The following is a 24483-nucleotide window of genomic DNA, read 5'->3' as shown; positions in this document are numbered from 1 at the left end:
ATGTCCGTTCCCCAGCAGCCCGACCCCCGCGACCTGACGAGCACCGGTCGGCCCTCCGTCCCCGCGCCGCTCTCCTCCCCGGGCGGAACCCGCCCGGCCAGCGGGCCGCGTGACGTGCTCGGCCTGGCCGGCCAACCGCCCGGCGTAGGCGCGTTCGACGCGCACCACCCGCCGGCCGCCGAGCTGGTCTCGGACTGTGTGCACTGCGGCTTCTGCCTGCCCACCTGCCCCACCTACGTGCTGTGGGGCGAGGAGATGGACTCGCCGCGCGGGCGGATCTACCTGATGAAGGAGGGCCTGGAGGGCGAGCCGCTGTCCGACTCGATGGTCACCCACTTCGACCAGTGCCTCGGCTGCATGTCCTGCGTCACCGCCTGCCCGTCCGGCGTCCGCTACGACCGGCTCATCGAGGACACCCGGCAGCAGGTCGAACGCCGGCACCATCGCGGGCCCCGGGAGCGGGCGCTGCGGGCGGCGATCTTCGCGATCTTCCCGTACCGGCGGCGGCTGCGGCTGCTGCGCGGTCCGCTGCGGGCGTACCAGGCCAGCGGAGTGCGTCGCCTGGTCCAGCGGACCGGGCTGCTGCCCCGGCTGGCGCCCACCCTGGCGGCGCTGGAGTCTCTCGCTCCCCGACTCCGCCGGCCGGCACGCCCACCGCAGCGGGTGCCCGCGGTCGGCCCCCGGCGGGCCGTGGTCGGCATGCTCACCGGCTGCGTACAGGGCGCGTTCTTTCCCGAGGTCAACGCCGCCACCGCCCGGGTGCTCGCCGCCGAGGGCTGCGACGTGGTCATCCTGCCGGACCGGCAGGGCTGCTGTGGCGCGCTGAGCGTGCACAACGGACGCGAGGCGGAGGCGCAGCGCTTCGCCCGCCGAATGCTCGACACGTTCGCCGCCGCTGGCATCGACTTCTTCGTGGTCAACGCGGCCGGCTGCGGCTCCACCCTCAAGGAGTACGGTGACCTGCTCCGGGACGATCCTCGCTACGCCGCGCTCGCCGCCGACTTCGCCGGCAAGGTGCGTGACCTGTCCGAACTCCTCGACGAGCTGGGCCCGGTCGCCACCCGGCACCCGCTGCCGGTGACCGTCGCCTATCACGACGCCTGCCACCTGGCCCACGCCCAGGGCGTCCGCGCCCAGCCCCGCCGGCTGCTGCGCGACATTCCCGGGCTGGAGCTGCGGGAGATCGCCGACCCGGAGATCTGCTGCGGGTCGGCCGGGATCTGGAACGTGCTCCACCCCGGGCCGGCCGCCGAACTCGGCGACCGCAAGGCCCGCACCGTACTGGCCACCGGGGCGCGGCTGCTCGTCACCGCCAACCCCGGCTGCCTCATGCAGGTCGCCGCCGCGGTGACCCGCGCCGGCGGCGACATCGCGCTGGCCCACACCGCCCAGGTCCTCGACGCCTCCCTCCGCGCCCGGCCGGTGGAGGAGTTGCTGTAGGGCCCAACTCACCCGCCACCGTCTCCGAGCGTCGAGGTGACCCATGTTCGACCAGTTCACAGTCGTCACCGATCCCGTCAGTGATTCCGTCGCACTCTCGGCCATCTTCGCCGTCCTGCCCCTGCTCACCCTCTTCGTCCTGCTCGGCGTGCTGAAGGTGAAGGCCTGGCTGGCCGGGCTGATCTCGCTCGCGGTCGCGCTGGTGGTGGCGATCGCCGTCTACGCCATGCCCGTCGGGCAGGCCGTGCTCTCGGCCACCGAGGGCGCCGCCTTCGGTTTCTTCCCGATCCTGTGGATCGTTCTCAACGCCATCTGGGTCTACAACCTCACCGTCGAGAGCGGCCACTTCGACGTGCTGCGTCGCTCGTTCGAACGGGTCAGCCCGGACATGCGGATCCAGGCGATCATCATCGCGTTCTGCTTCGGCGCGCTGCTGGAGGCGCTGGCCGGGTTCGGCACCCCGGTCGCCATCACCGTGGTGATGCTGATGGCGCTCGGCTTCCGACCGATCCACGCCGCCTCGGTGGCGCTGCTGGCCAACACGGCGCCGGTGGCGTTCGGCGCGCTCGCCACCCCGGTCGTCACCCTGGCCACCGTCACCAGCGGCGTCAACGACGACTCCCGGCTCACCGTGGACACCCTCGGCGCGATGATCGGCCGGCAGACGCCGATCCTCGCGGTGGTCGTACCCCTGCTGCTGGTGGCCCTGGTGGACGGACGGCGCGGTATCCGGCAGACCTGGCCCGCCGCGCTGGTCGCCGGCGTGACGTTCGGCCTGGCGCAGTTCGTCGCCGCGAACTACATCTCCGTGCCGCTGACCGACATCGTCGCCGCGCTGGTCTCGGCCGCCGCCGTCGTGCTGCTGATCCGCGTCTGGCGCCCGGTAACCCCCGCCGATCTGGGCCGCGAGCCGGAGGCGGCGAGCGTGCCCGCCGCCCGCGAGCCCGCCGAGGCCGAGCTCGCCGACCCCGGCGCCGTCCGCGCCACCGCCGGTCGCCGCTCCGGTACGACCACCGCCGCCGCACCGTCGCTCGACGGCCCCGGCGGCGAGACCCCGCCGGGCGACCCGCTGGTCTCGCACGACAGTCCAGGGGAGCACCGGGACCCGGCCGACAGCGGCACGCACCGATCGGACGCCCCCCGGGTCGCCGACACCCCCGCGGAGGTGGCCCGCGCGTACGCGCCCTACCTGATCATCATCGCGATCTTCTCCATCGCCAATCTCGGGCCGGTGAAGGACGCCCTGGCCAACGAGCCGTGGACGGTGAAGTTCGCCTGGCCCGGCCTGGACATCCTCGGCGGGAACGGCAACCAGCTGTCGTCGGCCACGTTCACCCTCAACTGGCTGCCCGCCGCCGGCACGCTGATGATCCTCGCCGGGGTGCTCACCGCGTTGGTGCTGCGGGTCTCCGCCGGCCGGGCACTGCGAGCCTACGGGCGCACCTACGTCGAGCTGCGGTACGCCATCGTCACCGTCATGGCGGTGCTCGCCCTGGCGTACGTGATGAACCAGTCCGGGCAGACCAACACCCTCGGCGCGTTCCTGGCCGCCGCCGGTGGGGCGTTCGTCTTCCTCTCGGCGATCCTCGGTTGGATCGGCGTGGCGGTGACCGGCTCGGACACCTCGGCCAACGCGTTGTTCGGGGCGTTGCAGGTGGAGACGGCGGCCCGCGCCGGGCTGGACCCGGTGTTGCTGGCCGCCGCCAACTCCTCCGGCGGGGTGCTGGGCAAGATGATCAGCCCGCAGAACCTGGCCATCGCCGCCGCCGCGGTCGGCATGGCCGGCCGGGAGGGGGAGATCTTCCGCAAGGTGTTCGGCTGGAGCCTGCTCCTGCTGCTGTTCATGTGTGTGCTGGTCGCGCTCCAGGGCTCGCCGGTCCTCGGCTGGATGGTGCCCTGATCCCGCTCGACGGTGGGGCCGTCCCCTCGCGGGGGCGGCCCCACCGGACGCCTAGCGCAGGCGGGACTCGATCGCGTCGATGATGCGCGGACGCAGTTCGGCGGCGCGGATGACGGCGTCCACCGAGCCGACCTCGACGGCACGCTGGATGTTGTGCACGCGGTCGAACTCCGTGGCCACCTCGCCGAGCTTCTCCGCACGCACCGCGGAGCGCAACTCGTCGAGCTCCGAGGTCAACGCGGCGCGTTCGGTGCCGGACACGGCCGCGACCCGGGCCTCCAACGCCCGCACGCGCGGGTCGGCCGCCGTGCGAGCGTTGACGTCGCCGGCGAACACCACCGCGGCGGCGGGAGCGCCACCGAGCACTGAGGCGAACGAGCCTTCCAACGCGAGGACGGTCATGTTCGGGTTCAGCGCCTTCGAGAACACCACGAACGCGCCACCGTGGTACCGCGAGATCACGCAGAAGACGATGGGCCCGCGGAAGTTGACGATCGCCCGGCCGATCTCGGCGCCGTACTCCAGTTGAAGCTTGCGCATCGACTCCGGTGAGCCATCGAAGCCCGACAGGTTCGCCAGCACCACCAGCGGCCGGTTGCCGCTGGCCGCGTTGATCGCCCGCGCGGCCTTCTTCGACGACCTCGGGAACAGCGTGCCCGCGGTGTAGGTGTCGGGACCGTCGGTGGGCGGGAACCCGCGACGTGGCACCGATCGTGACTCGATGCCGAGCAGACACACCGGGATGCCGCCGAGGTGCACGTCCTGCACCACCGCGGTCTCCGCGTCGGCCATGCCCGCCCAGCGTTCCAGCACCGGGTGGTCCTGGTCGGAGAGCGCCCGCATCACCGTCCGGATGTCGAACGGCTTCTTGCGGTCCGGGTTGGACTCGGTCGAGAAGATCTCGCCGACGGTGCTGAACGCGCTGCCCGCCACGTCGTGCGGGAAGGCGGAGATGTCCCGGTCCACGGGGTCGGTGGTGGTCGCCCGCCGGGGCGCGTCCTCGCCAGGCGCGACGTACGTGTGCTCGTAGTGCGACATCAACACGTCCCGCGCGGCGGTCAGGTTCGGCGCCCAGTACTGCGCCTGCCCGTTCGGCCCCATCACCCGGTCGTAGCCGCCGATGCCGAAGTTGTCCTCGGCGGACACACCACCGGAGAAGTCGAGCGACTGCTTGCCGGTGAGCACCATCGCCGACTCCGGCGTCATCACCAGGACGCCCTTGGTGTGCATAAGCATCGTCGCCTCGGCGTTCCAGTACGGCTGCGCGCCGACGTTGATGCCCGCGACGACAATGTTGATCTCACCTCCGGCCTGGGTGAACTCGACGATCCGCTTGAGCGCCGCGGCCACCCAGTCCATGTTCTCCGTGCCCGAGGTCATGGAGATCCGGGCCCCGGCGGACAGCGCCCACCACTCCAGCGGCACCCCCATCCGCTCCGCCAGGTCCAGCGCGGCGATCACGCGCCGGCACTCCGGCTCCGACAGGGCACCCAGCGACTTCGTCGGATCGCCGAGCAGCACCACCCGGGTGACACCCTGCGGATGCTGCACGGTCGGCGTGGTGACCACCCCGGCGACGATCGCGGCGCCGTTGCGCCCCTTCGGCCGGTCCACCGGCACCAGCGCGTGGTCGTCGTCGAGGTCGTGCTCGACGAAGTCACCGAGCCGGCCGGTCAGCTCGTACGGGTACACCGTGTTGCGGCTGCTCGCGCGCAGCACCTTCAACCGGTATTCGTCGAGCGGCTCGACCGGCTCCACCGGCGGTGCGCCGATGGCCAGCTCGGCGCCGCCCGCGGTGTCGAAGGAGATCCGCACGGCGATCTTGGTCAGCTCGCCGGTCCGCCGGTCGCGCTGCCGCGCGATGAACAGGATCTCCTCCAGCCCGGCGCCCGCGGTCGTCGGGCGCACGCGCCCGGCGATCATCTCCATCTCCTCGCGGGTCAGCTCGCTCGGCGGCCAGACGTAGATCACGATGCGGTTGGTGTTGAAGCGCGTCTTCGACGGTCGCCGCGACTGGGCGCGGCGGATCGAGTCGAGGCACGCGGCCACCGCGTCCTCGGTCGTCGGCAGCGCGACCAGCCGACCGTCGTGCTCGCGCAGCTCGGTCAGGTCACGCACCTGCGCGAACGCGACGAGGCGCTCGTCCGACCGGTTCTCCCGCGCCACGGCCTGGAAGAGGTAGACCTCCTCGTCCGACGACGGCAGCCGGGTCAGGTCGAACTGGTGCAGCCGCTCCAGCTGCATCCGCTGCGCGATGTACGGGTGCAGGCCGCGGATCAGCCGGTCCTCGGTCATCCCCTCGCCGGACGGGCGGAAGGTGAAGTGGTGGTGCATCACCGCTCCGCCGCGACCCGCCACGGTGGCGGTGAGCCGACGGACGCCGGGCGGCAGCGGGTGCACGGCGATGACCTCGAGCAGCGCCACCGCCATCGCGTCGAAGTCCTCCGGCTGGTTCTCCCAGCCGAGGTAGATGTCGGCGTCGACGGCGTCCTCGCCACTCGCCAGCTCGGCGAGCCCGCGCAGCGCGCCGCCGAGCGCGTCGAAGCTCACCGCGGCGGAGACGACGCTCGAATCCGCGCGCTCGGCGACCACGAACGCGCAGCCCGCGACCTCGCTGGTGCGCACGCTGGTGAGCGCCTTGTTGCCGTAGTACCGCCGGGTCAGCACCTCCAGCATCACCGCGTTGTCGAGGTGATCACGGACGAGCCGCTGGCCGAGCAGCCGTACCAGTGGCTCGGTGCTGCGGACCATCTCCGCGATGCGCTCGGCGCGGTCCGCCGCGTCCGGGTGCGCGTCCAAGTGCCGCAGGTGCCCACGGACCTCCGCGTAGACGCGGGCGCGGTTGCGGCGCAGCAGCGGCTGGGCGAACCAGGCGAACACCACGCCACGGGCGAGGTCGGCGACCGCGGGGAAGCGCACCTGGGTCGCCGCCACCAGCCGCTCCAGCGCCAGACCGGCGGGCTCACGCAGCGTCTCGTCCGGCGGGGTCTCCCGCAGCCAGGCGCGCAACAGCGTCGCGACAACCGTGGCGTCGGCGGCCGCGCGTTGCTGGGCGAGGAAGATCCGGAACACGGCGGCTTCGAGCTCCGGGCAGCGGTCCAGGTCGGTGACGCCGTAGTGCCCGAGCGCCTTCGCGAGCTTGGCCTGGAAGGAATCCGGCAGAGCGGCCCGCTCGACGTCGAGGCTCTGCAGGTAGGTGTGGAAGTACTCGCGGGCGCTACGCACGTGGGCGCCGCTGTCCTCACCCGTCGGCCGGTTGCGGCTCAGCTCGGTGAGGTCGGCGAACACGTCGACGAGGTCGAGTTCCTCGGCCAGCGGCCGGTGGCCCGCCTCGGTGGCCTCCCGCCGCGCGGTGAGGTAGTCGTCGAGCACCCGACGGTCGTCGTGCGGGTCGACGTCGAAGCCGAGCAGAAGGGCGCGCAGGTCCTCCTGGCCGCGCCTGCTGCGCAGGTACGCCGGAACGTCCTCGGCGGTGGCGGGCAGGTCCAGCTCGACGGAGACGGCGGCCGGGTCGTCCGCGGTCTCGGCGGCGTCGTCGGCGAGCGGCTCCAGGCGCAGCAGCGGCGCACCGGCCTCCACCTGGCTGCCGACCGAGACCGAACACTCCTTCAGCCGAGCCTTGAACGGCGCCCGCAGCACCGTCTCCATCTTCATGGCCTCCAGCACCAGCACCGGCGCGCCCGCCTCGACCTCGGCGCCCACCTCCAGCGGCGTGGCGACGACCAGCGCGGGCATGGGGGAGCGGACGACGCCGCCCTCGTCGCGGCTGACCCGGTGCGTCACGCCGTCCACCTCGACCAGGTGGGTCGGCCCGTGGGTGCTGGTCAGCAGGCGGTACCGGGCGCCGTTGACGACGATCTGGCCGGTGTGCCGGTCGAAGCGGTCCAGTTCGACGTCGGCGGTACGCACCGCGGCGCCCACCTCGATGCCGACGCGGAACCGGTGCGCGCCGACCCGCGCCACGCGCATGCGGTACGTGACCCCGCGCAGCTTCAGGTCCAGCGGCCGGCCGCTCTTGTGCTGCACCTGGGGGCGCCCACCGGACGCCGTCGACAGCAGGCGCTGCCGCTCGACGCTCTCCTCCTCCTCGTACGCCTCGATGGCGGCGGCCGCCAACGCGACCCCGGAGTGCCGGTGCGCGACGAGTCTGCCCTCGCCGCGAACACGGTCGATCCAGCCGGTGTCCGCGCTGGCGTCGATCACCTCGGGCTGGTCGAGCAGGTCGAGCACGAAACTCTTGTTCGTCGCGCCGCCCTCGATGATCACCGTGGTGTTCGCCATCGCCCGGCGCAGCTTGCCGAGCGCCTCGCCACGATCACGGCCGTACGCGATGATCTTCGCGATCATCGAGTCGAAGTCGGCCGGGATGGTGTCACCCTCGCTGACACCGGTGTCCACCCGGATGCCCGGGCCGCTGGGCAGGTCCAGCCGCGCGATGCGGCCCGGCGACGGCGCGAAGTCGCGGTCCGGGTCCTCGGCGTTCAGCCGGGCCTCGATGGCGTGCCCGCGCTCCACCGGGGGCTCGCCGTCGAGCCGGCCGCCCGAGGCGACGTGCAGCTGCGCCTTGACCAGATCGAAGCCGGTGGTCAACTCGGTGATCGGGTGCTCGACCTGCAGTCGGGTGTTGACCTCGAGGAACGCGAACAGTTGATCGCCGGGGTGGTAGAGGAACTCGACGGTCGCCGCGCCGCAGTAACCCACCGCCAGGGCCAGCCGCTCGGCCGACGCCTTGAGCTCGGCCGCCTGCGCCGGGCTGAGCACCGGCGACGACGACTCCTCGATGACCTTCTGGTTGCGTCGCTGCACCGAGCAGTCACGGACCCCGAGCGCCCAGGCGGTGCCCTGCCCGTCGGCGATGACCTGGACCTCGACGTGCCGGGCCCCGGTGACCAGGCGCTCCAGGAACACGATGCCGCTGCCGAACGCCCGCGCCGCCTCCTGACTGGTGCGCTCGTACGCGTCATCGAGCTCGGCCTCGCTGGTGATCACGCGGATGCCGCGCCCGCCGCCGCCCGCGGTCGCCTTCAGCATCAACGGGTAACCGATCTCGGCCGCCGCAGCCCGGGCGGCGGCCAGCGTCTCGACGGCGCCGCGGCTCCACGGCGCGACCGGCACGCCGACCTCCTCGGCGATCAGCTTCGAGCCAATCTTGTCACCGAGCTGGCGCATGGCTTCCGCGCTCGGCCCGACGAACGTGACGCCGATCTTCTCGCACAGCTCCGCGAACGCCGGGTCCTCGGCGACGAAACCCCAGCCGACCCACGCCGCGTCGGCCCCGGTCTCGGTCAGGGCGCGCTCCAGCACCGCGAGATTCAGGTACGGGCGGGAAGACGCCGGACCGAGGTCGTACGCGATGTCCGCCTCGCGCACGAAGGTGGCGGTGCGGTCGACGTCGGTGTACAGGGCGACCGTCTCGATCCGGACGCCGGTCTCCGCGGCCAACTCTCGGACCGCGTGGATGAGGCGCATGGCGGCCTCACCACGGTTGACGATGGCGACACGGTTGAACACCCGACTGACCCCTTTGGTAGACCATGATCTGCTCACGGGGAGACGACGACTCCCCGCAGTGGTCCACCCTTCCGTCTGGTGGCTGCCAGCGCCATGGCGCAATCGCCGAACCACCCGGCCCTCAGTTGTAGGAACCCGACAAGAGTTTTTGGCCGCCGGACCGCAAACACACAATGCGTGCCAGGCAGCGTCACACACCGTGCCCCGCCGACTACGACGCCACCCCCTGCGCCGTCCCCGCCCCGCCCGCCCGCCGCGCCCCGCCCGCCCCTGCCGCGTCGATCTAGGGCATATCACCGCTAGTTGATCTCTGCGAGTGAAGATATGCCCTAGATCGACGGCAGGGGGCGCTCGACGGCAGGGGGCGCCCGGTGGCGGGGCGTGCCCGGGTCGGGTGTTTCGGTTTTAATGGGCTAAATGTGGGCATCTTGTGCGAGCGCCCGTCGGCCTGCGGGCCGCACCATGCCCGGGAGGCACCGTTGCCGTTCGACGCGAGCGAGTACGGCCGGCACATACCGGCCGACGTCTACGACGATGCCTTCGCGCATCTGGATCCGACGTCGGCGGTCGAGCGGCTCGTGGAGCTCGCGGACGGCGGTCCGGTCTGCGAGTTCGGGGTGGGCACCGGCCGGCTGGCACTGCCACTGCAGGAACGCGGGCTGACTGTCGCGGGTGTGGAGGGGTCCCCGGTGATGGCTGCTCGGCTACGGGAGAAGCCGGGTGGGGAACGGATCGAGGTGGCCGTCGGCGACTTTGCCGTGACCCGGGTGCCGGGCGAATTCGCTCTGGTGCTGCTCGCGTTCAACACGATCTTCGCCTTGCCGGACCAGGCGGCGCAGGTCGCGTGCTTCCGCAACGCCGTCGCGCACCTGCGTCCCGGTGGTCGTTTCGTCGTCGAGGCATGGGTGCCGGACCTGGCCGCGTTCCGGGCCGGAGCGGCACTGCGGCCGGTGCAGGTCGCGCAAGACGCGGTCATGCTGGAGGCGGCCCTGCTGCACCCGGCAGAGCAGCGGATGATCACCACGAAGGTCCGGCTCACCGGGACGGGGGTCGACCTGCTGCCCGCCAATCACCGCTACGCCTGGCCTGCCGAGCTCGACCTGATGGCGCAGCTGGCGGGGATGGCCCGGGAACACCGGTGGGAGGACTGGGCGGCCCGGCCCTTCACCGATGGCAGCCGCGACCACGTGTCGGTCTACCGGCGACCGATGACGGCATGAGCCGTCGTCTGCACCGGACCGGTGCTGGGGGCCGTCGGGGGGCGGATCAACGACTCGACAGTTGGTCGGCCAGTGTGGCCCGCAGGTCATTGATGCCGGCGCCGGTCAGCGCCGAGACCGCCACCGCGTCCGGATAGACGCGCTGCAGCGCCAGCACCGATTCCGGTGGTGCTACGTCGATTTTGTTGAGCACGAGTAGCTCAGGGACCGAACCCGCGCCGATCTCGTGCAGTACCCCGTGGACGGTGGTGATCTGGTCCAGGGCGTCCGGGGCCGAGGCGTCGACCACGTGCATTGTCAGGTCGCTGCGGGTGACCTCCTCCAGCGTCGAGCGGAACGCGTCGACGAGCTGGTGTGGCAGGTGACGGACGAAGCCGACGGTGTCGACGACGGTGTAGGTCAGCTCGCCGGTGCCGATCCGGCGCACGGTCGGGTCGAGGGTGGCGAACAGGACGTCCTGTACCTCAGCGTTCGCCCCTGTGAGCCGGTTGAGCAGGGCGGACTTCCCGGCGTTGGTGTAGCCGGTGATGGAGACCGAGGGCACCTGGTTGCGGGCGCGTCGACCCCGAACCCGCTCCCGCCTCCGAGCCAGCTCGGAGGCGTTGCGACGCAGCCGGGTGGCCCGCTGGCGCAGCGTCCGCCGCTGGGTCTCCAACCGCATCTCACCGGGACCACGCACACCCATTCCGGCGCCGCCGGCCATCCGGCCACCGCCGACGCGGGACATGGAGCGGCCGTCGCCGCGCAGGCGGGGCAACTGGTACGCGATCTGCGCCAGTTCCACCTGCACCCGGCCCTCGCTGGTACGCGCGTGCTCGGCAAAGATGTCCAGGATCAGCGCGGTGCGGTCGACGACCCGAACTCCGACCCGTTCCTCCAGGTTGCGGACCTGCCCGGGGCTCAACTCGCCGTCGGCGATCACCACATCTGCGTGGGCGCGCTCGGCCAAGGCGGTCAACTCATCGACCTTTCCGGAGCCGACGTAGGTGGCCGGGTCGGGTCTGCTCCGGTTCTGCACCACCGCGTCGGCGACGGTCAGGCCGTCGGTGTCGGCCAACCGGCGTAGCTCGGTCAGGGACGTCTCCGTGCCCGGTCCGCTGTCGCCGGCCTCGTCCTGCTGATGGACCGCCACCAGCACCGCCGTCGGGCGTTCACCTGGCGCGCCGACACCGGAGCCCAGCAACCACGATCCCGCCATCGTTCACCTCGCCTCGTCTCGGTGCGCTCCGATCTACCCGCGGCGATGGCAGACATGTGGGCCGGGGTCGGGACGCCATCAGGACGGGTCGTCGGACCGTCATCGAGCGGTGCGATCCTGCGCGGTGATCGGTGTCCGGTTGGTGGTTGCCGGGAACAGGGCGAGGCCGGTCTCCGGATCGACCTGCTTGGTGAGATTGGTGCCGACTTCGGTGATGATGACCTCCAGGGTCGGCCAGACCTCACCCCGCATGAGGTGCCCGCCGACGGTCGTGCCGTCCCGACGACCGAGGACGGTGTGCGCGTGCAGGGCGACCGTGCCGCGGTCGTCGGCGATGTCGCCGAGCAGCGACAGGACCTCGACCTGCTCGTCCACGGGAATGCGGATGTAGTCACGCTTCTCGCGGTCGAAGTAGCCCACCTCGGCCGAGTGGAACCCGCCGACAGCGGTGACACGCGCGCCGCGGATGTCGCACTCGGCTGCCGCGTCGTGGATGGCCGCCACGGCGTCCTCACCCTTGTCCACGGCGACCACCACGACGCGTCGGCCACCGTCGGTCAGCTCGGTCTTCCTCATGGTCGTGCCTCCCTGCCGGATGATGCACGGCCCGGCCGCGTGCCGGTGTCGCGCCACCTGTGATACCCGATGGCGGCGCGTGCATGGGCCGCGCCGGGGCTCGCTGCTGGCGGCGTCGGGCCAGCATCGACGCCACGAATGAGCGAGGACGCGTCGGGTACGCGAGCGGGGCCGTGGCGGAGCGACTGTGGCGCACGAGGCCCGTGAAGGGCGAGTCGTCGCATCTCGTTGTGGATCGCCACGCGGGTGCCGGATCGTCGATCGGAACCCGGATACGACCAGGAGAGGGTGACTGCGATGAAGGTCAGGAACTCACTGCGCGGGTTGAAGAACAAGATGAACTCGATCGTGGTACGCCGCCGGGGCCGGACTTTCGTGATCAACAAGTCCGACCGGCGTCAGAAGGCCCGGCAGGGCTGAGAGCGGATCCTGTCATGTTCTCGCTGGCCGGGATGCCTCGCGTGCTCCAGCAGCGCCTGATCAACCCGATCGTCAGGCGAGCGTGGGACTGGAAAATTCCGATCCCCGGCGATGCCCTGTTGGAGACGAGCGGACGGCGTACGGGGCAGCCGCGGTACACCCCGGTGTGTGACGGCCTGGACGGTGATGTCTTCTGGCTGGTCTCGCAGCGGGGGCGCCGTGCCGACTGGGTGCGAAACGTCGAGGCCGATCCCCACGTCCGGGTCAAGGTGGGCGGCGGGCCGCGTGCACGCTGGCGGGCCGGAACGGCGCGGCTGGTCGAGGACGATGATCCCCACGAGCGCCAGCGGATCCTCGCGCGGAGCGGTTTCATGCGCCGGCTCTGCCTGCGCACCTCGAAGGCGATGAACGCGAACCCGCTGACGGTGCGCATCGATCTGGATCCACCGTGATTCCCGCCGGGCGTGGCCGCGGTCCCGCCCGTTCCCTCGACCCTCATCTTCCCGGTCGGCCGGCGCGGACCGCATCCGCCTGATCTGCTGGGAGGCGTGCGGGCCGATCCCCTCAACGGCTCGACGTCGGGCGACGGCCGTCCGGTACGGCGCGGCCGACAACGAAGAACTCACGAGGGGTGATCATGGGAAAAACCACCATGGGTGTCCGGTCGGTGACCGACAGCCTGGGAATCGAGCGGGCCGGGCGGGACCGCGGATCGGAGGGGCTGGCCCGGTTCCTGGGCTGGCTCAGCCTCGGTCTGGGTGTGACCGTCCTCGCGCGCCGGGAGCAGGTGAGCCGGTTGACCGGGGTCGACGACTCGCCCACCGCGCGGCAGGTGTTGGCGGCGGCGGGGGTCCGCGAGCTGGGCCACGCCGCCGCGCTGCTGATTCCCCGGCGCGCGAGGTGGGGGGCGTGGACGCGGGTCGCCGGCGACGTGCTGGACCTCGCCGCCGCCGGGCAGGCGATGAAGGGTCGGTGTGGCGAGCAGCGCCAGCGCCTGACGTACACGACCTGGGCGTTGGCCGGGATCACCGCGGTCGATCTGTACACCGCGGTGCGGGCCACCCGTGGGCGGCGGGGGCGGGACGCCAAGCGGGTGTACGGGTCGGTGACCATCAACCGCAGTGCCGCGGACGCCTACCGGTTCTGGCACGACTTCGAGAACCTGCCGCGCTTCATGTCCCACCTCCAGTCGGTGCAGACCACGGGTGACCGGCGGTCGCGCTGGACGGCGAAGGCGCCGGCCGGTCGGAAGGTCAGCTGGGACGCGGAGATCGTCGACGACCGCCCGGGCCAGCTGATCAGCTGGCGCTCTGTGGACGGTGCGCGGGTGCCCAACTCCGGCTCGGTGCGCTTCGTCCCGGCGACCGGGGGGCGCGGCACCGAGGTGCGGGTCGAGCTTGGCTACCGGGTGCCCGGGGGCATGTTCGGCGCGCGGGTCGCCAAGCTGTTCGGTGAGAACCCGCAGCAGCAGGTCTGCGACGACCTGCGCAGGTTCAAGCAGGTGATCGAGACCGGCGAGGTCACCCGCTCCGATGGCAGTCCGGACGGCAGCAACATCCAGCAGCAGCTGAAGCAGCGCCCGGCGCAGCCGCTGGCGACGCGCGGGTCCGGCAGGTAGGGGGAACGATGAGAGCGAACTGCTGGATCGCACCCAACAACCTGGCGGTCAAGAACGTCCCCGACCCGCAGATCCTCAACCCACGCGACGCCATCGTGCGGATCACTTCGACGGCGATCTGCGGCTCGGACCTGCATCTTCTCCACGGGTACATCCCGGCCATGAAGAAGGGGGACGTGCTCGGTCACGAGTTCATGGGCGAGGTCGTGGAACTGGGTCCGGGCGTTCGGGACGGTCTGAGCGTCGGCGACCGGGTGGTGGTGGCCTTCCCGATCGCCTGCGGCAACTGCGCTTCCTGCGAGGACGGCCTCTTTTCGATCTGCGAGAACTCGAACCCGAACGCGGCGATAGCGGAGAAGGTGATGGGCCACTCGCCCGCCGGCATCTTCGGCTACTCGCATCTGCTCGGCGGCTACGCGGGCGGCCAGGCTCAGTACGCCCGGGTGCCCTACGCCGACGTCGGGACCATCAAGATCGAGGACGACCTGGCGGACGAGCAGGTGCTGTTCCTGTCTGACGTGCTGCCCACCGGCTACATGGCCGCCGAGATGTGTGACATCAAGCGCGGTGACACCATCGCGATCTGGGGTGCCGGGCCGGTCGGCCAGTTCGCTGCCGCGAGCGCCCTCATGCTCGGCGCGGAACGGGTCATCGTCATCGACCGGTTCCCCTACAGGCTGCGGGTCGCCCGGGAGAACACCGGCGTGGAGACGATCAACTACGAGCAGACCGACGTCCTGGACGCCCTGCGGGAGATGACGGCCGGTCGCGGGCCGGACGCCTGCATCGACGCGGTCGGCATGGAGGGGCACCACGCGTCGGCCGCGCTGCACGCGTACGACAAGGCCAAGCAGGTGACGAAGACGGAGCCTGACCGGCCGCACGCGCTGCGGGAGGCGGTGTTGAGCTGCCGCAACGGTGGCACGGTGTCCGTGATTGGCGCCTACGGCGGTTTCATCGACAAGTTCCCGATGGGCTCGTTCATGAATCGCTCGCTGACCATGCGGTCCGGGCAGGCGCACGTTCAACGCTACATGCGGCCGCTGCTGGAACGGATCCGCAAGGGCGAGATCGACCCGAGCTTCATCATCACCCACACGATGCGGCTTGAGGACGCCCCGCACGGGTTCGACATCTTCAAGAACAAGCAGGACGAGTGTCTGAAGGTGGTGCTCAAGCCGTAGCGCCGGGGACGCGCGCCGGAACGAGAGGGGCGGCGGGCCGAGTTGAGTGGTCTGCCGCCCCGGCGTTCCGTGCGGGTCGCGGGGTCAGTGCCCGCGATAGAGGGCGTCGACGTCGGCGGCGAAGTGTGACTCCACCACCTCGCGCTTGATCTTGAGGGTGGGGGTGAGTTCTCCGTCGGCTTCGGTGAGGTCTCGGGACAGGATGCGGAAGATCTTGACCCTCTCGGCCCGGGACACCGTCTCGTTGCCCTCGTCGACGGCTCCCTGGACCTCCTTGCGCAGGTCGGGGCTCTCTCGTAGGTCGGCTATCGACGCGTGGGGATGGCCGTGGCTGGCCGTCCACCGCTTCCACTCCTGCTGGTCGATGGTGATCAGCGCGGTGACGTACGGCCGGTGATCACCGATCAGGACGCACTGACTGATCAGGGGGTGGGCGCGGATGCGTTCCTCGACCGGGGCGGGGGCGAGGTTCGTTCCCGCCGCCGTAACGATGATCTCTTTCGTACGGCCGGTGATGCGCAGGAAGCCGTCGTCGTCGAGGCTGCCCTGGTCCCCGGTTCGCAGCCACCCGTCCGACGTGAAGGTGGCCTGGGTGGCGTCCGGGTTGTTCCAGTAGCCGCCGAACACCATCTCGCCGCGCGCGATGACCTCCGCGTCGTCGGCGATGCGGATCTGCACGCCGGGGATCGGGCGACCGACCGTGCCGATCCGAAGTGCGGTCGGCAGGTTCAGCGTCAACGCCGGTGATGTCTCGGTCAGCCCGTACCCTTCCAGCGCGGTCAGGCCGGCGCCGCGGAAGAAATGACCGAGGCGCTCCCCGAGCGGGGCGCCACCGACGATCGCGGTGTGACAGCGTCCGCCCAGCGCGGCCCGCAGTTTCCGATAGACGATCACGTCGAACACCCTGCGCGTCAGCCGCAGCAGTCCTCCTGGGCCCTGTGGCGTGTCCATGGCGCGGCTGTAGCGCACCGCGACGGCGTCCGCGATGCTGAACAGCCATTCCTGGTGTGCGTCGGCGGCCTTCTGCCGTGTCTGGGTGTGCATCTTCTCGAACACCCTCGGCACGGCGAGGATGAAGGTGGGACGGTGCTGCTGTAGTTGCTTCAGTACTCCGGTCATGTCGGCGCTGTGCACCAGGGTGGCGCGGGTCAGCACCATGCCGACCTGGATCAGGCGGGCGAACGCGTGCGCCAACGGCAGGAACAGCACCGTCGACGCTCCCGGATGCAACAGCTCCGGCAGTACCGCGGTGGCATTGCTGATGTCGCAGTAGATGTTGCGGTGCGTCAGCACGCAGCCCTTCGGCCGGCCGGTCGTGCCGCTGGTGTAGACGATCGTCGCCATGTCGCTGCCTGTGACCGCCGTGCGGCGGACGTCCACCTGGGCGTCGTCGATGGCCCGACCCTGACCGGCCAGCGCGATCAGGTCCCCGGCGTTGATCCGCCATACCTGACGCACCGCGGGCAGGCCATCGCGCAGGCCGGCGAGCATGGCGGCGTGCTTGTCGGCCTCGACCACACATCCCACCGCACCGGAGTCCGCGAGGATCCATTCCATCTGCTCCGGGCTGGATGTGTCGTAGATCGGGACGGTGACGGCCCCGATCGACCACAGCGCATAGTCGACGAGCGTCCATTCGTAGCGGGTGCGACTCATCAACCCCACCCGGTCGCCGTGCCCGATTCCGGCGTCGATGAAGCCGCGGGCGAGAGTAAGCACGTCAGCGTGGAACTGCGCGCACGTCACGGGCACGGCCCCGTGTGCCGATGGCCCCGCCGGCCAGGCCCGAGAGACCGGCGCCGGACGCAGGAACTGCACCCCTTCGGGATCTTGACGCGCGTTGTCCCACACCATGTCCGCCAGGCCCGGTGAGGCGGCCCCCGTGACCACCGGCGCAACCGACATCTCCCGCACGTTCGCCGCACCCCCTCCACCACCGGCGCCCGCCTGGCGACCGAAGCGGCTACGCGGTCATGATGACGCCGCCGGCGGTCACGACGACGGTGAACGACGAAACCGCCGCTTGCGCCGCCGTCCCGTGCGATGACTCAGGCGGTGGCCGCTGCCGAGCTCACCACCGCGACGCCGCCTCAGGTCGCGGACGACTCCTGGATTGGCACGGTCTGCTGGCGGCGCACCATCAGGGTCCGCCCGACGCCGATCATCCAGAGGATCGTGAAGGCGATCACCGTGGGGTTCTTCGCGCTCACCAGCACGGAATTCATCAGATTCTGCCGCTCGTCGGGCACCCAGAGAGCGATGGCGGTGGTTGGCAGGACGTCGAGCACCACGAAGGCTGCCGCCAGGACGAGAAACTGGAACCAGAAGTCGCGGACCCGCGCGTCGATTCCGGCCGCCAGCCGTAGCCAGCGCTCACGAAGGGTCAGGTTGGACAGGCCGGGTTCCCGGAACGCCAGATGGAGGACGACGCCGACCAGGAGCAACCGGGCGAGCCCTGTGAGGATCTCGCCGCCGACCTGGGCGACGGCCGGCAGGTCGTCACCGTAGCGGACCGCGATGAACCGCTGCGCGGTTGGAATCATCGACAGGCCGAACACGAGCCAGAAGTGTCGGGCGTAGAAGTGCGTCGCCCACCGAAAAGCCGCCCCGCTGAGTGCGAGCCCCGTCCGCATGACGCTGCCCTCCGGTCGCTATACTTCAGAGACATGAACTATCTCTGATGATGGACTATCCATCAAACTGGAGCAATGGATGAGGGCATGACAGATTACGGCTGGGAGTTGAGCACGGCGGTCGTGCTGTTTCACGAGGCGATCGCGCGACGGCTCGGCCTGAACGCCGCCGAGCACAAGGCCCTAGGGCTGATCATGCGCGCCGGCCCGCTGCCGACCGGTGCCCTGGCACCTCAACTCGGGGTCGGCGTCAGCGCCGTCACCGGGATCGTCGATCGGCTCGAACAGGCCGGCTACGTTCGCCGCGAGCCCGACCCGAGCGACCGGCGGCGGGTGCTGGTGACCGCGGATCCATCTCGGGCCCCCGACCTCACCGGCATCTTCGCCGATCTGAGCCGGGAGATGAATGCCTTCATGAGCCGGTACGACGAACGACAAATGGCCACGGTGGTCGATTACATCGAAAACACGGTGCGGGTGCTCCGATCCCAGACCGCACGGCTCACCGAACAGGGGCGGTCGGCGGCGGGACCGCCGGCCTGACCGGAACGGGCGGTACGTTATTTCACCTTGCGGGTCGATCGGGCGACGATGTCCTCGTACTCGGGGTGCTTGACCAGCCACTTGCTGAGGAACGGGCAGAGCGGGACGACGGTCCGGCCCCTGGCCCGCGCGTCGTCCATCACCGCGCGAGCCAGGGTCGACCCGACGCCCTTGCCCTCGAACTCCGGATCGACCTCGGTGTGGGTGTAGACGATGATGGTGCCGGTCAGCTGGTAGGTGACCACTCCGGCGACCACGCCCGCCTCGTCGCGCGCCTCGAATCGCTCCCGCGTCGGCGCGTCTGTCACGGTGAACTGCACCGGCCCATCCAACCACGCTGGTCAGCCGACCGGCCGGTGAGAATGGTTACGCCAGTGACCGCATGCTGGTCGCGCTGCCCGGCCGAGCCGAGCCGCCCATCCGACGTCCTGAGGCGGTCAGCCGGCGCGGGACTCAGCGAGGGCGAGCATCTGCAGGGTGGCGCGGATGTGCTGCCTGTCGGCGGCGGAGGTGCGGGGGTCGGCGAGTCGGTCGCGGATGGCCGCGATGTGCGCCTCCACGCTCGGATCTGTCCGGGGCGGGGAGGGCTGTGGCGCGTCCGCTGGCGGCGGGGTGAGGGCGCGCAGCGCCACACCGAGCGGCACGTCCAGGACCGCGCAGAAGGTGCGCACCTTGGGGAGTTCCGGGTGGTGCTGCCAGTCACCCGACAACCATCGAAAGACGGTGGAGCGGCTGACGCCGCTGCGAGCCGCCACCTCTGCGACCGGCCAACCGCGCTCGTCGCGGGCGGCCTCGACCGCGTGGCGGACGAACCGCGCGAACGCTGCCTGCGCGGTTGCCGGCATCTCACCCATGTCCTGGCCGTCGCTTCCCCCGTGGTCGACGCTCAGGCTAACCTCGATCGCCGACCGTCGCTGTCCGGCGCTGCGGTCCGGCATCGTATGATCACTGACGGTCACTGCGGGGCAAGCGCTGGACGGGTTGAGCAATACCGGGTTGGCCCGTCGCGATCGGCGACCCGGCCCGGTATCGCTGGATCCACTCACGGTTGAGGTCGTCGGCCTGACGCTGGTGTCGGGGCACGACAGCGCGACCGTCCGGCAGGTCTAGGCCGAGGAAATCCAGGATTCCACGCGTGGCGGCGACCATGTCCTCATCGAGATCCTCGTAGCGGACGACGTGGGGACGCACACCGGCCGCGGAGAACCACGCATGCCATCCGGCGTTGTGCTCTTCGATCGTCTGAATGAGGCCGTCGATCCCGTCCGTATCGAAGTCCGGCTCCTGCCCGTTGCGGTCGCCGCCGCCGCTGATCTCGCCGTCACCACCGACGTACCAGACCTGGGTCTGCTCGGCCCGCAGCCAGGACACCGCCTGTGCCAGTACGTCGTCACGCCGCAGATACACGAACCGGGTACGACCGAATGCCCGCTCCAGCAACGCGACATCCTGGCCGGCGAGGTCGGGGTGGACCCTGCCGAGCTTGTCGACCAGCTCGTCGAGCGCGCCCCACATCAGCTTCGCGCCGAACACCCCGTTGTCGGTGCGACCGGCGTCACGTGCCGCACGTACGTAGGCCGCGTGATCGAACCCACCGGCAGGGGTGCGGGGAAGCATCCATCGCTCAGCCCACAACGGCTCGTCCGGAGCGCGGAAGTACGCCTGCGGGTGGCCGGCGACGCCCGTGGACTCCAGTAACCCCAGGAGCAGCGAACTGCCGGTGCGCGGGGTGGCGCAGATGAAATAGGAGTCCACTCGATCTCCGGCGGTCATCGGCACAGCATGACGTAACCGCTGTTGTCTTCCTTCGCCGACCTCGTCCCGGCTCCACTCCGCGCAATCTGCCCAATCCCGTCCGACCGGCAGGCTGGTCAGGCGAAACTGGCAGTACGGGAGCCCGCCGGCGGGGGCCGGCCAGAGGGGAGTGCGCCGTGACATCGGGATCGATGAGCCAACGGATCAAGGGCCTGCTGAACAGCCCACGAGGGCGTGACCTGATGCAGCGGGGCCGCCGCCAGGCGGCCAAGCCCAGCACGCAACAGAAGCTCCAACAGCTGATGGGCCGCCTGACCGGCCGGTCGAGCCGACGCCGCTGAGACATCCGGCGGACAGGGGTCGGCGGGAGCTGTCATCGTGAGCGACACCAGTCTCGGCATGGACCGCCAGCGGGGCAGCGACTACGCCGACCTGTCCCGGCAGGTCCGCGAAGCGGGTCTGCTCGAGCGGCGGCGCGGCTACTACGTGGTGCGTATCGGTCTCGTCGTCGGTGCCTTCGCAGGGCTGTGGGCGCTGTTCGGGCGACTCGGTGAGTCGTGGTGGCAGCTCGGCGTGGCGGTGGCCCTCGCGGTGGTGATCGCGCAGGCCGGGTTCATCGGTCACGATGCCGGGCACCGGCAGATAGGTCGCTCGCGCCGGGCGAACGACCTGATCGGCATCGTGCACGGCAACCTCCTGACCGGGATCAGCTACGGCTGGTGGGTGGACAAACACAACCGGCACCACGCCCACCCGAACACCGAAGGCAAGGACCCCGACATCAGCGTGGCGCCCCTGTCATTCACCCCCGACCAGGTCCGGCGGCGGCGCGGCCTCGGCGCACTGTTCGTCCGTCACCAGGCGTACCTCTTCTTTCCACTCCTTCTGCTGGAGGGCCTGCACCTGCACGCCATCAGCCTGCGGGCTGTCCTCGGCCCGCGCCGCCTGGCGCGTCGGCCCGCCGAGGCGGGGCTGCTGGCCCTGCATCTGGGCGGGTACCTCGCCGCGGTGTTCCTGGTCCTGAGCCCCGCGCAGGCGGTCGCGTTCATCCTCGTCAATCAGGGCGTGCTGGGCCTCTACCTCGGCTGTTCCTTCGCGCCCAACCACAAGGGCATGCCGATCCTCGGCGCTGAGGACAACCTCGACTACCTGCGGCGGCAGGTGGTCACCTCCCGCAACGTCCGGGGCGGGAGGGTCCTCGACACCGTGTTCGGCGGCCTGAACTACCAGATTGAACATCACCTGTTCCCGAACATGCCGTGCCCCAATTTGCGTCGTGCCCGGCCATTGATCCAGCGGTTCTGCGCCAAGCACGGCATCGACTACCACGAAACCAGTCTGGGCCGCTCCTGGGCGGAGGGGCTGCGCCACCTGCGGGAGGTGGGAAGCCCAGACCCTCGAACCGACGTCGCGGTGCGCTGAGGTGCCCTGGCGCCATCTCGCAGAGGCTGGCCGTCTTCGCGGGCACAGTCGGACAAGTAAGTACTAATCAGGCAGGATGATTTTCGGGAGTAGTTATGGCAAGCAGGAGACCCTCGACCAGGCGACCGGCCCTGATTCTCGCTTTCGCCGCGGGGGCGTTGACCGGGGCGGTCGGCATGCTGACGTTGCGGCGCCGCTGGCAGGAGGCCGACACCCCGGCGGACGCCGCCGGTGCCCAACTGGGCCAGTCGGCCCCGCCGCTGGGCGGACGATACGACAGTCCCGCGCAGAAATCCGTGAGCACGCCAGCGGCCCCGCAGGGCTGAACCGACGATCCACTGCTTCAGCGGACGTGGCCACCCAGGTCCTCGTCGGGACATCTGGCCGTTCGGCGCGGCATCGAGAGAAGGAGGGGCACTCATGGCGGAGCGTTCCAGCGGCAGCCCTGGCGGCGCATCTGCCGACACGCCAGTCGCTGAGCTCGTGCAGCGCGCCACGGAACAGATCACCCGGCTGGTCCGCGACGAGTTGACGATGGTGCGGGCGGAGATGACCGCGAAGGGCAAACGAGCCGGCTCTGGCGCCGGGATGCTCGGCGGCGGCGCGATGCTCGGTTTCTACGCCGGCGGCATGCTCGTCGCCACCGTCGTGCTGACCCTGGCCGCGATCATTCCGGATGCGCTGGCCGCCTTGATCGTCACCGTCATCCTCGCCATCGCCGCCGCCATAGTGGCCAAACGCGGCAAGCAGCAGGTGACCCAGGCCATGCCCGCCATGCCAACGGCGACTCGGGACAGCGTACGCGCGGACGCCGAGACGATTCGAAACGCAGCCAGCCGGAGGCAGCCATGAGCATGCCAGCGGGAAGCGATCCGGAACAGACGCGACGCGACATCCAGCAGACGCGCGCGGACCTCGGCGATACCGTTGCCGCCCTGGCCGCCAAGACCGACGTCAAGAACCGCTTTCGCGCCAAGGCCAGCACCGCTGCGAGTGAACTCCGACAGCGCGTCACCCAGGCCAGTCGGTCCGCGAAGAGCACCGCGACCCAGATGACGCGCACGATGAGCCAGAAGAGCTCCCAACGCGCCAAGTCGGTCAAGCGGACAGCCCAGGACACCACCACTGCGGTACGAGAATCGGCGATAGCGGGCACCCAGACCACCGGTAAGGCCGGCTCGACCCTTGTCACCTCCGCCCGCGCCGCGTCAACCAGGATCGGCAGCTCGATACGCGCGAAACCCGCGCCGGTCCTGGTCGCCACCGGCGCCGCGGCCAGCCTCGCGGTCATGGCCTATCGACGTCGCCGCCTGAGGTGCCTGAGGTGACGGAGAGTGCAACGGTTGGACTGCGACGACTGAAACACTCGCGCCTCCGCCACTCTCATGCGCCGATGCCGGCGCCTGGTTTCATGGCGTATGGCAACGCCGCATCATCCGTTCGGCTAGGTTTCAAGTGGCCTTTGGTCTACTCTCTGCTCAGACGGTTGGCGCCGGACAGACGGAGCGCGGCCGGTGCGATGCGGAGGAACCAGCATGATCACCACCACCGACCGGCCCGCGACGACGACCACTTCCATTGACCACGACGCCTCGACCGACTCACCCGCCACCACGCTGCTTCTCGCGATGGCGGCGCTGCCCGCCGACCACCCGTCGCGCGCCGCGCTACGGGACCAGGCGATCGAGGCGTGGCTTCCGCTGGCCAATCATCTCGCCCGGCGCTACAGCGGGCGCGGCGAGCCGACCGGGGACCTGACACAGACCGCCGCACTGGGTCTGATCAAGGCGGTCGACAAGTTCGACCCCTCCCGTGGCGTCGACTTCGCCGGTTACGCGATCCCCACGATCGTCGGGGAACTGAAGCGCCACTTCCGGGACCGCACGTGGGACATCCGGGTGCCCCGCCGGCTCCAGGAGATGCGGCTGGCGATCTCGGACGCCAACAGCACGCTGCTGCAGACGTTGGGTCGTTCGCCGACCGTCGCCGACATCGCCGCTCACCTCGGGCTCACCGAGGAACAGGTGCTGGAAGGGCTGGAGGGTGCGCGGGCGTACAACGCGGTGTCGCTGTCCACCCCGGTCGGCGACGGCGAGCGCGGCACCGAACTGGGCGAGATGCTGGGCGACGAGGACGCCGAGTTCGCCCTGGCCGAGCTGCGTGTGGCTCTCGGCCCGGCGCTCGCCACGCTCGACGAGCGGGAGCAGAAGATCCTCACCCTGCGCTTCTACGGCAACCAGACGCAGAGCGAGATCGCCGACCAGGTTGGCGTCTCCCAGATGCACGTATCCCGGCTGCTGGCCCGCGCGCTCGCCAAGCTGCGTACGCAGCTGGTCGACACCTTCTGAGCCGCTGCCCGCATCATCCGTGACGCGCGCGTCCGCGGCCGGGGCCACATCGCCGCTGTGGTAGACAGTCGACGTGGTGGAGGCGAGCCAGTCCGAGCGCAGCGTCGACGACACGGTTCTCGACGCTGCCCGTGACTGCGTGCTGGCGTACGGCGTCCGTCGCACGACGATGACGGACGTGGCGCGACGCGCCAGCGTCTCCCGGATGACCGTCTACCGGCGCTGGCCGGACGTGCAGTCCCTGATCGGGGACCTGATGAGCCGCGAGTGGCATCAGGTGCTGATGGCCGCGGCGGACGCCGAGGCCGGCGGCTCTGCCCGGTCACGTCTGGTGTCGCGGGTGGTCGCGGTGGCGGGGCAGCTGCGGGACCACCCGCTGCTGTGCAAGATCCGTGACGTCGATCCGGAGGTGCTGCTCCCGTACCTGCTGGACCGGCGGGGCAACGGGCAGGACGAGATGCTCCAGTTCCTCGCGGCGGCGCTGGCCGACGGTCACGAGGACCGCTCGATCCGGCCCGGCACACCCGACGTCATGGCCCGCGCTGTCTTTCTGACCACGCAGTCCTTCGTGCTGTCCGTCCGCACGGTCGCCGACGACGTGCCGCTCGCCGAGTTCGACCGGGAGCTGGCGCTGCTCGTCGACGGCTACCTACGACCGGCCTAGGCTTTCCCGGCGAACTCGCCAGCATGAGCAGGACGTGCTCGTGTTCTCCGT

Annotated in this window: 23 protein-coding genes; 15 read left to right on the top strand and 8 right to left on the bottom strand. The window is 70.6% G+C overall.

The window, feature by feature from the left end; translation table 11 throughout:
- Nucleotides 1-1440, top strand: a complete 1440-nt coding sequence (locus BUS84_RS12160) for a (Fe-S)-binding protein (protein WP_084757361.1) — start codon at nt 1-3, stop codon at nt 1438-1440.
- A gap of 43 nt (nt 1441-1483) precedes the next feature.
- Nucleotides 1484-3340 (top strand): L-lactate permease, encoded by a 1857-nt coding sequence (locus BUS84_RS12155; protein WP_074311444.1) that lies wholly within the window; start codon nt 1484-1486, stop codon nt 3338-3340.
- A gap of 51 nt (nt 3341-3391) precedes the next feature.
- On the opposite strand, the gene BUS84_RS12150 is transcribed toward BUS84_RS12155, so the two are convergent.
- Nucleotides 3392-8851, bottom strand: coding sequence for an ATP-binding protein (locus BUS84_RS12150; protein ID WP_074311443.1), 5460 nt, complete (start codon nt 8849-8851; stop codon nt 3392-3394).
- Between the two features lie 479 nt (nt 8852-9330).
- Between BUS84_RS12150 and BUS84_RS12145 the strand changes: the two genes are divergently transcribed.
- A complete protein-coding gene (locus BUS84_RS12145) occupies nt 9331-10071 on the top strand; it encodes a class I SAM-dependent DNA methyltransferase (protein WP_074311442.1) in 741 nt (246 codons plus the stop codon).
- Between the two features lie 46 nt (nt 10072-10117).
- Here BUS84_RS12145 and hflX read toward each other — a convergent pair whose 3' ends face one another.
- Nucleotides 10118-11269 carry a GTPase HflX gene (hflX, locus tag BUS84_RS12140; protein ID WP_074311441.1) on the bottom strand — a complete coding sequence of 384 codons (1152 nt, stop codon included), beginning with the start codon at nt 11267-11269 and terminating at the stop codon, nt 10118-10120.
- Nucleotides 11270-11368: 99 nt separating this feature from the next.
- Nucleotides 11369-11845: a PPC domain-containing DNA-binding protein gene (locus BUS84_RS12135; protein ID WP_074311440.1), complete on the bottom strand. Its 477-nt coding sequence runs from the start codon at nt 11843-11845 to the stop codon at nt 11369-11371.
- A 297-nt stretch (nt 11846-12142) separates the two neighbouring features.
- Between BUS84_RS12135 and BUS84_RS12130 the strand changes: the two genes are divergently transcribed.
- The 4 genes from BUS84_RS12130 (at nt 12143) to BUS84_RS12115 (ending at nt 15067) form a co-directional block, all read left to right on the top strand.
- Nucleotides 12143-12265 (top strand): ribosomal protein bL36, encoded by a 123-nt coding sequence (locus BUS84_RS12130; RefSeq protein WP_074311439.1) that lies wholly within the window; start codon nt 12143-12145, stop codon nt 12263-12265.
- A 14-nt stretch (nt 12266-12279) separates the two neighbouring features.
- The gene (locus tag BUS84_RS12125) at nt 12280-12717 is read left to right on the top strand and encodes a nitroreductase/quinone reductase family protein (RefSeq protein WP_074311438.1); all 438 of its coding nucleotides are present in this window, start codon (nt 12280-12282) and stop codon (nt 12715-12717) included.
- Nucleotides 12718-12902: 185 nt separating this feature from the next.
- Nucleotides 12903-13883, top strand: coding sequence for an SRPBCC family protein (locus BUS84_RS12120; protein WP_244298483.1), 981 nt, complete (start codon nt 12903-12905; stop codon nt 13881-13883).
- A gap of 8 nt (nt 13884-13891) precedes the next feature.
- Nucleotides 13892-15067, top strand: a complete 1176-nt coding sequence (locus BUS84_RS12115) for a zinc-dependent alcohol dehydrogenase (protein ID WP_074311437.1) — start codon at nt 13892-13894, stop codon at nt 15065-15067.
- Between the two features lie 84 nt (nt 15068-15151).
- Here the strand turns inward: BUS84_RS12115 and BUS84_RS12110 are convergent, their stop codons facing one another.
- Both BUS84_RS12110 and BUS84_RS12105 read right to left on the bottom strand, forming a co-directional pair.
- Complete coding sequence (locus BUS84_RS12110) at nt 15152-16972, bottom strand: AMP-dependent synthetase/ligase (protein ID WP_208869588.1); 1821 nt, start codon at nt 16970-16972, stop codon at nt 15152-15154.
- A gap of 185 nt (nt 16973-17157) precedes the next feature.
- Nucleotides 17158-17700 (bottom strand): hypothetical protein, encoded by a 543-nt coding sequence (locus tag BUS84_RS12105; RefSeq protein ID WP_074311435.1) that lies wholly within the window; start codon nt 17698-17700, stop codon nt 17158-17160.
- 87 nt (nt 17701-17787) lie between these two features.
- Here BUS84_RS12105 and BUS84_RS12100 point away from each other — a divergent pair, with 87 nt between their 5' ends.
- On the top strand, nt 17788-18243 hold the full coding sequence (locus BUS84_RS12100) for a MarR family transcriptional regulator (protein ID WP_208869587.1): 456 nt from the start codon (nt 17788-17790) through the stop codon (nt 18241-18243).
- Nucleotides 18244-18260: 17 nt separating this feature from the next.
- Here the strand turns inward: BUS84_RS12100 and BUS84_RS12095 are convergent, their stop codons facing one another.
- From BUS84_RS12095 to BUS84_RS12085, 3 genes are all read right to left on the bottom strand, one after another.
- Complete coding sequence (locus BUS84_RS12095) at nt 18261-18563, bottom strand: GNAT family N-acetyltransferase (RefSeq protein WP_074311433.1); 303 nt, start codon at nt 18561-18563, stop codon at nt 18261-18263.
- 117 nt (nt 18564-18680) lie between these two features.
- Nucleotides 18681-19181 (bottom strand): helix-turn-helix domain-containing protein, encoded by a 501-nt coding sequence (locus BUS84_RS12090; protein ID WP_425293429.1) that lies wholly within the window; start codon nt 19179-19181, stop codon nt 18681-18683.
- 7 nt (nt 19182-19188) lie between these two features.
- Nucleotides 19189-20016, bottom strand: a complete 828-nt coding sequence (locus BUS84_RS12085) for a Stf0 family sulfotransferase (protein ID WP_159451014.1) — start codon at nt 20014-20016, stop codon at nt 19189-19191.
- 158 nt (nt 20017-20174) lie between these two features.
- On the opposite strand from BUS84_RS12085, the gene BUS84_RS38210 reads away from it, so the two are divergent.
- The 7 genes from BUS84_RS38210 to BUS84_RS12055 all read left to right on the top strand — a co-directional run bounded on the left by BUS84_RS38210 (nt 20175) and on the right by BUS84_RS12055 (nt 24432).
- Entirely contained in the window at nt 20175-20339 is a 165-nt protein-coding gene (locus BUS84_RS38210) for a hypothetical protein (RefSeq protein WP_159451013.1), read from the top strand.
- 58 nt (nt 20340-20397) lie between these two features.
- On the top strand, nt 20398-21420 hold the full coding sequence (locus BUS84_RS12080) for a fatty acid desaturase family protein (protein ID WP_074312538.1): 1023 nt from the start codon (nt 20398-20400) through the stop codon (nt 21418-21420).
- 95 nt (nt 21421-21515) lie between these two features.
- A complete protein-coding gene (locus tag BUS84_RS12075) occupies nt 21516-21746 on the top strand; it encodes a hypothetical protein (protein WP_074311431.1) in 231 nt (76 codons plus the stop codon).
- A gap of 94 nt (nt 21747-21840) precedes the next feature.
- Nucleotides 21841-22272, top strand: coding sequence for a phage holin family protein (locus BUS84_RS12070; RefSeq protein WP_074311430.1), 432 nt, complete (start codon nt 21841-21843; stop codon nt 22270-22272).
- Nucleotides 22269-22748 (top strand): DUF3618 domain-containing protein, encoded by a 480-nt coding sequence (locus BUS84_RS12065; protein ID WP_074311429.1) that lies wholly within the window; start codon nt 22269-22271, stop codon nt 22746-22748. Before BUS84_RS12070 ends, BUS84_RS12065 begins: the two co-directional genes overlap by 4 nt.
- A 207-nt stretch (nt 22749-22955) precedes the next feature.
- Nucleotides 22956-23768, top strand: coding sequence for an RNA polymerase sigma factor SigF (locus BUS84_RS12060; RefSeq protein WP_074311428.1), 813 nt, complete (start codon nt 22956-22958; stop codon nt 23766-23768).
- A gap of 73 nt (nt 23769-23841) precedes the next feature.
- On the top strand, nt 23842-24432 hold the full coding sequence (locus BUS84_RS12055) for a TetR/AcrR family transcriptional regulator (protein WP_074311427.1): 591 nt from the start codon (nt 23842-23844) through the stop codon (nt 24430-24432).
- The last annotated feature ends 51 nt before the right edge of the window (nt 24433-24483 follow it).

Source organism: Micromonospora cremea (assembly GCF_900143515.1).
GTDB classification, from domain to species: domain Bacteria; phylum Actinomycetota; class Actinomycetes; order Mycobacteriales; family Micromonosporaceae; genus Micromonospora; species Micromonospora cremea.
Note: the sequence above shows the minus strand (reverse complement) of the source record. Positions and strands in the feature narration are given on the sequence as shown.

What these genes read in the sequence shown, in the direction of transcription:
- BUS84_RS12160 (WP_084757361.1), top strand. Translation starts at nt 1, where the DNA reads ATGTCCGTTCCCCAGCAGCCCGACCCCCGCGACCTGACGAGCACCGGT.
- BUS84_RS12155 (WP_074311444.1), top strand. Translation starts at nt 1,484, where the DNA reads ATGTTCGACCAGTTCACAGTCGTCACCGATCCCGTCAGTGATTCCGTC.
- hflX (WP_074311441.1), bottom strand. Translation starts at nt 11,269, where the DNA reads ATGGCGGGATCGTGGTTGCTGGGCTCCGGTGTCGGCGCGCCAGGTGAA.
- BUS84_RS12135 (WP_074311440.1), bottom strand. Translation starts at nt 11,845, where the DNA reads ATGAGGAAGACCGAGCTGACCGACGGTGGCCGACGCGTCGTGGTGGTC.
- BUS84_RS12130 (WP_074311439.1), top strand. Translation starts at nt 12,143, where the DNA reads ATGAAGGTCAGGAACTCACTGCGCGGGTTGAAGAACAAGATGAACTCG.
- BUS84_RS12125 (WP_074311438.1), top strand. Translation starts at nt 12,280, where the DNA reads ATGTTCTCGCTGGCCGGGATGCCTCGCGTGCTCCAGCAGCGCCTGATC.
- BUS84_RS12120 (WP_244298483.1), top strand. Translation starts at nt 12,903, where the DNA reads ATGGGAAAAACCACCATGGGTGTCCGGTCGGTGACCGACAGCCTGGGA.
- BUS84_RS12115 (WP_074311437.1), top strand. Translation starts at nt 13,892, where the DNA reads ATGAGAGCGAACTGCTGGATCGCACCCAACAACCTGGCGGTCAAGAAC.
- BUS84_RS12110 (WP_208869588.1), bottom strand. Translation starts at nt 16,972, where the DNA reads ATGTCGGTTGCGCCGGTGGTCACGGGGGCCGCCTCACCGGGCCTGGCG.
- BUS84_RS12105 (WP_074311435.1), bottom strand. Translation starts at nt 17,700, where the DNA reads ATGCGGACGGGGCTCGCACTCAGCGGGGCGGCTTTTCGGTGGGCGACG.
- BUS84_RS12100 (WP_208869587.1), top strand. Translation starts at nt 17,788, where the DNA reads ATGACAGATTACGGCTGGGAGTTGAGCACGGCGGTCGTGCTGTTTCAC.
- BUS84_RS12090 (WP_425293429.1), bottom strand. Translation starts at nt 19,181, where the DNA reads ATGCCGGACCGCAGCGCCGGACAGCGACGGTCGGCGATCGAGGTTAGC.
- BUS84_RS12085 (WP_159451014.1), bottom strand. Translation starts at nt 20,016, where the DNA reads ATGACCGCCGGAGATCGAGTGGACTCCTATTTCATCTGCGCCACCCCG.
- BUS84_RS12080 (WP_074312538.1), top strand. Translation starts at nt 20,398, where the DNA reads ATGGACCGCCAGCGGGGCAGCGACTACGCCGACCTGTCCCGGCAGGTC.
- BUS84_RS12075 (WP_074311431.1), top strand. Translation starts at nt 21,516, where the DNA reads ATGGCAAGCAGGAGACCCTCGACCAGGCGACCGGCCCTGATTCTCGCT.
- BUS84_RS12070 (WP_074311430.1), top strand. Translation starts at nt 21,841, where the DNA reads ATGGCGGAGCGTTCCAGCGGCAGCCCTGGCGGCGCATCTGCCGACACG.
- BUS84_RS12065 (WP_074311429.1), top strand. Translation starts at nt 22,269, where the DNA reads ATGAGCATGCCAGCGGGAAGCGATCCGGAACAGACGCGACGCGACATC.
- BUS84_RS12060 (WP_074311428.1), top strand. Translation starts at nt 22,956, where the DNA reads ATGATCACCACCACCGACCGGCCCGCGACGACGACCACTTCCATTGAC.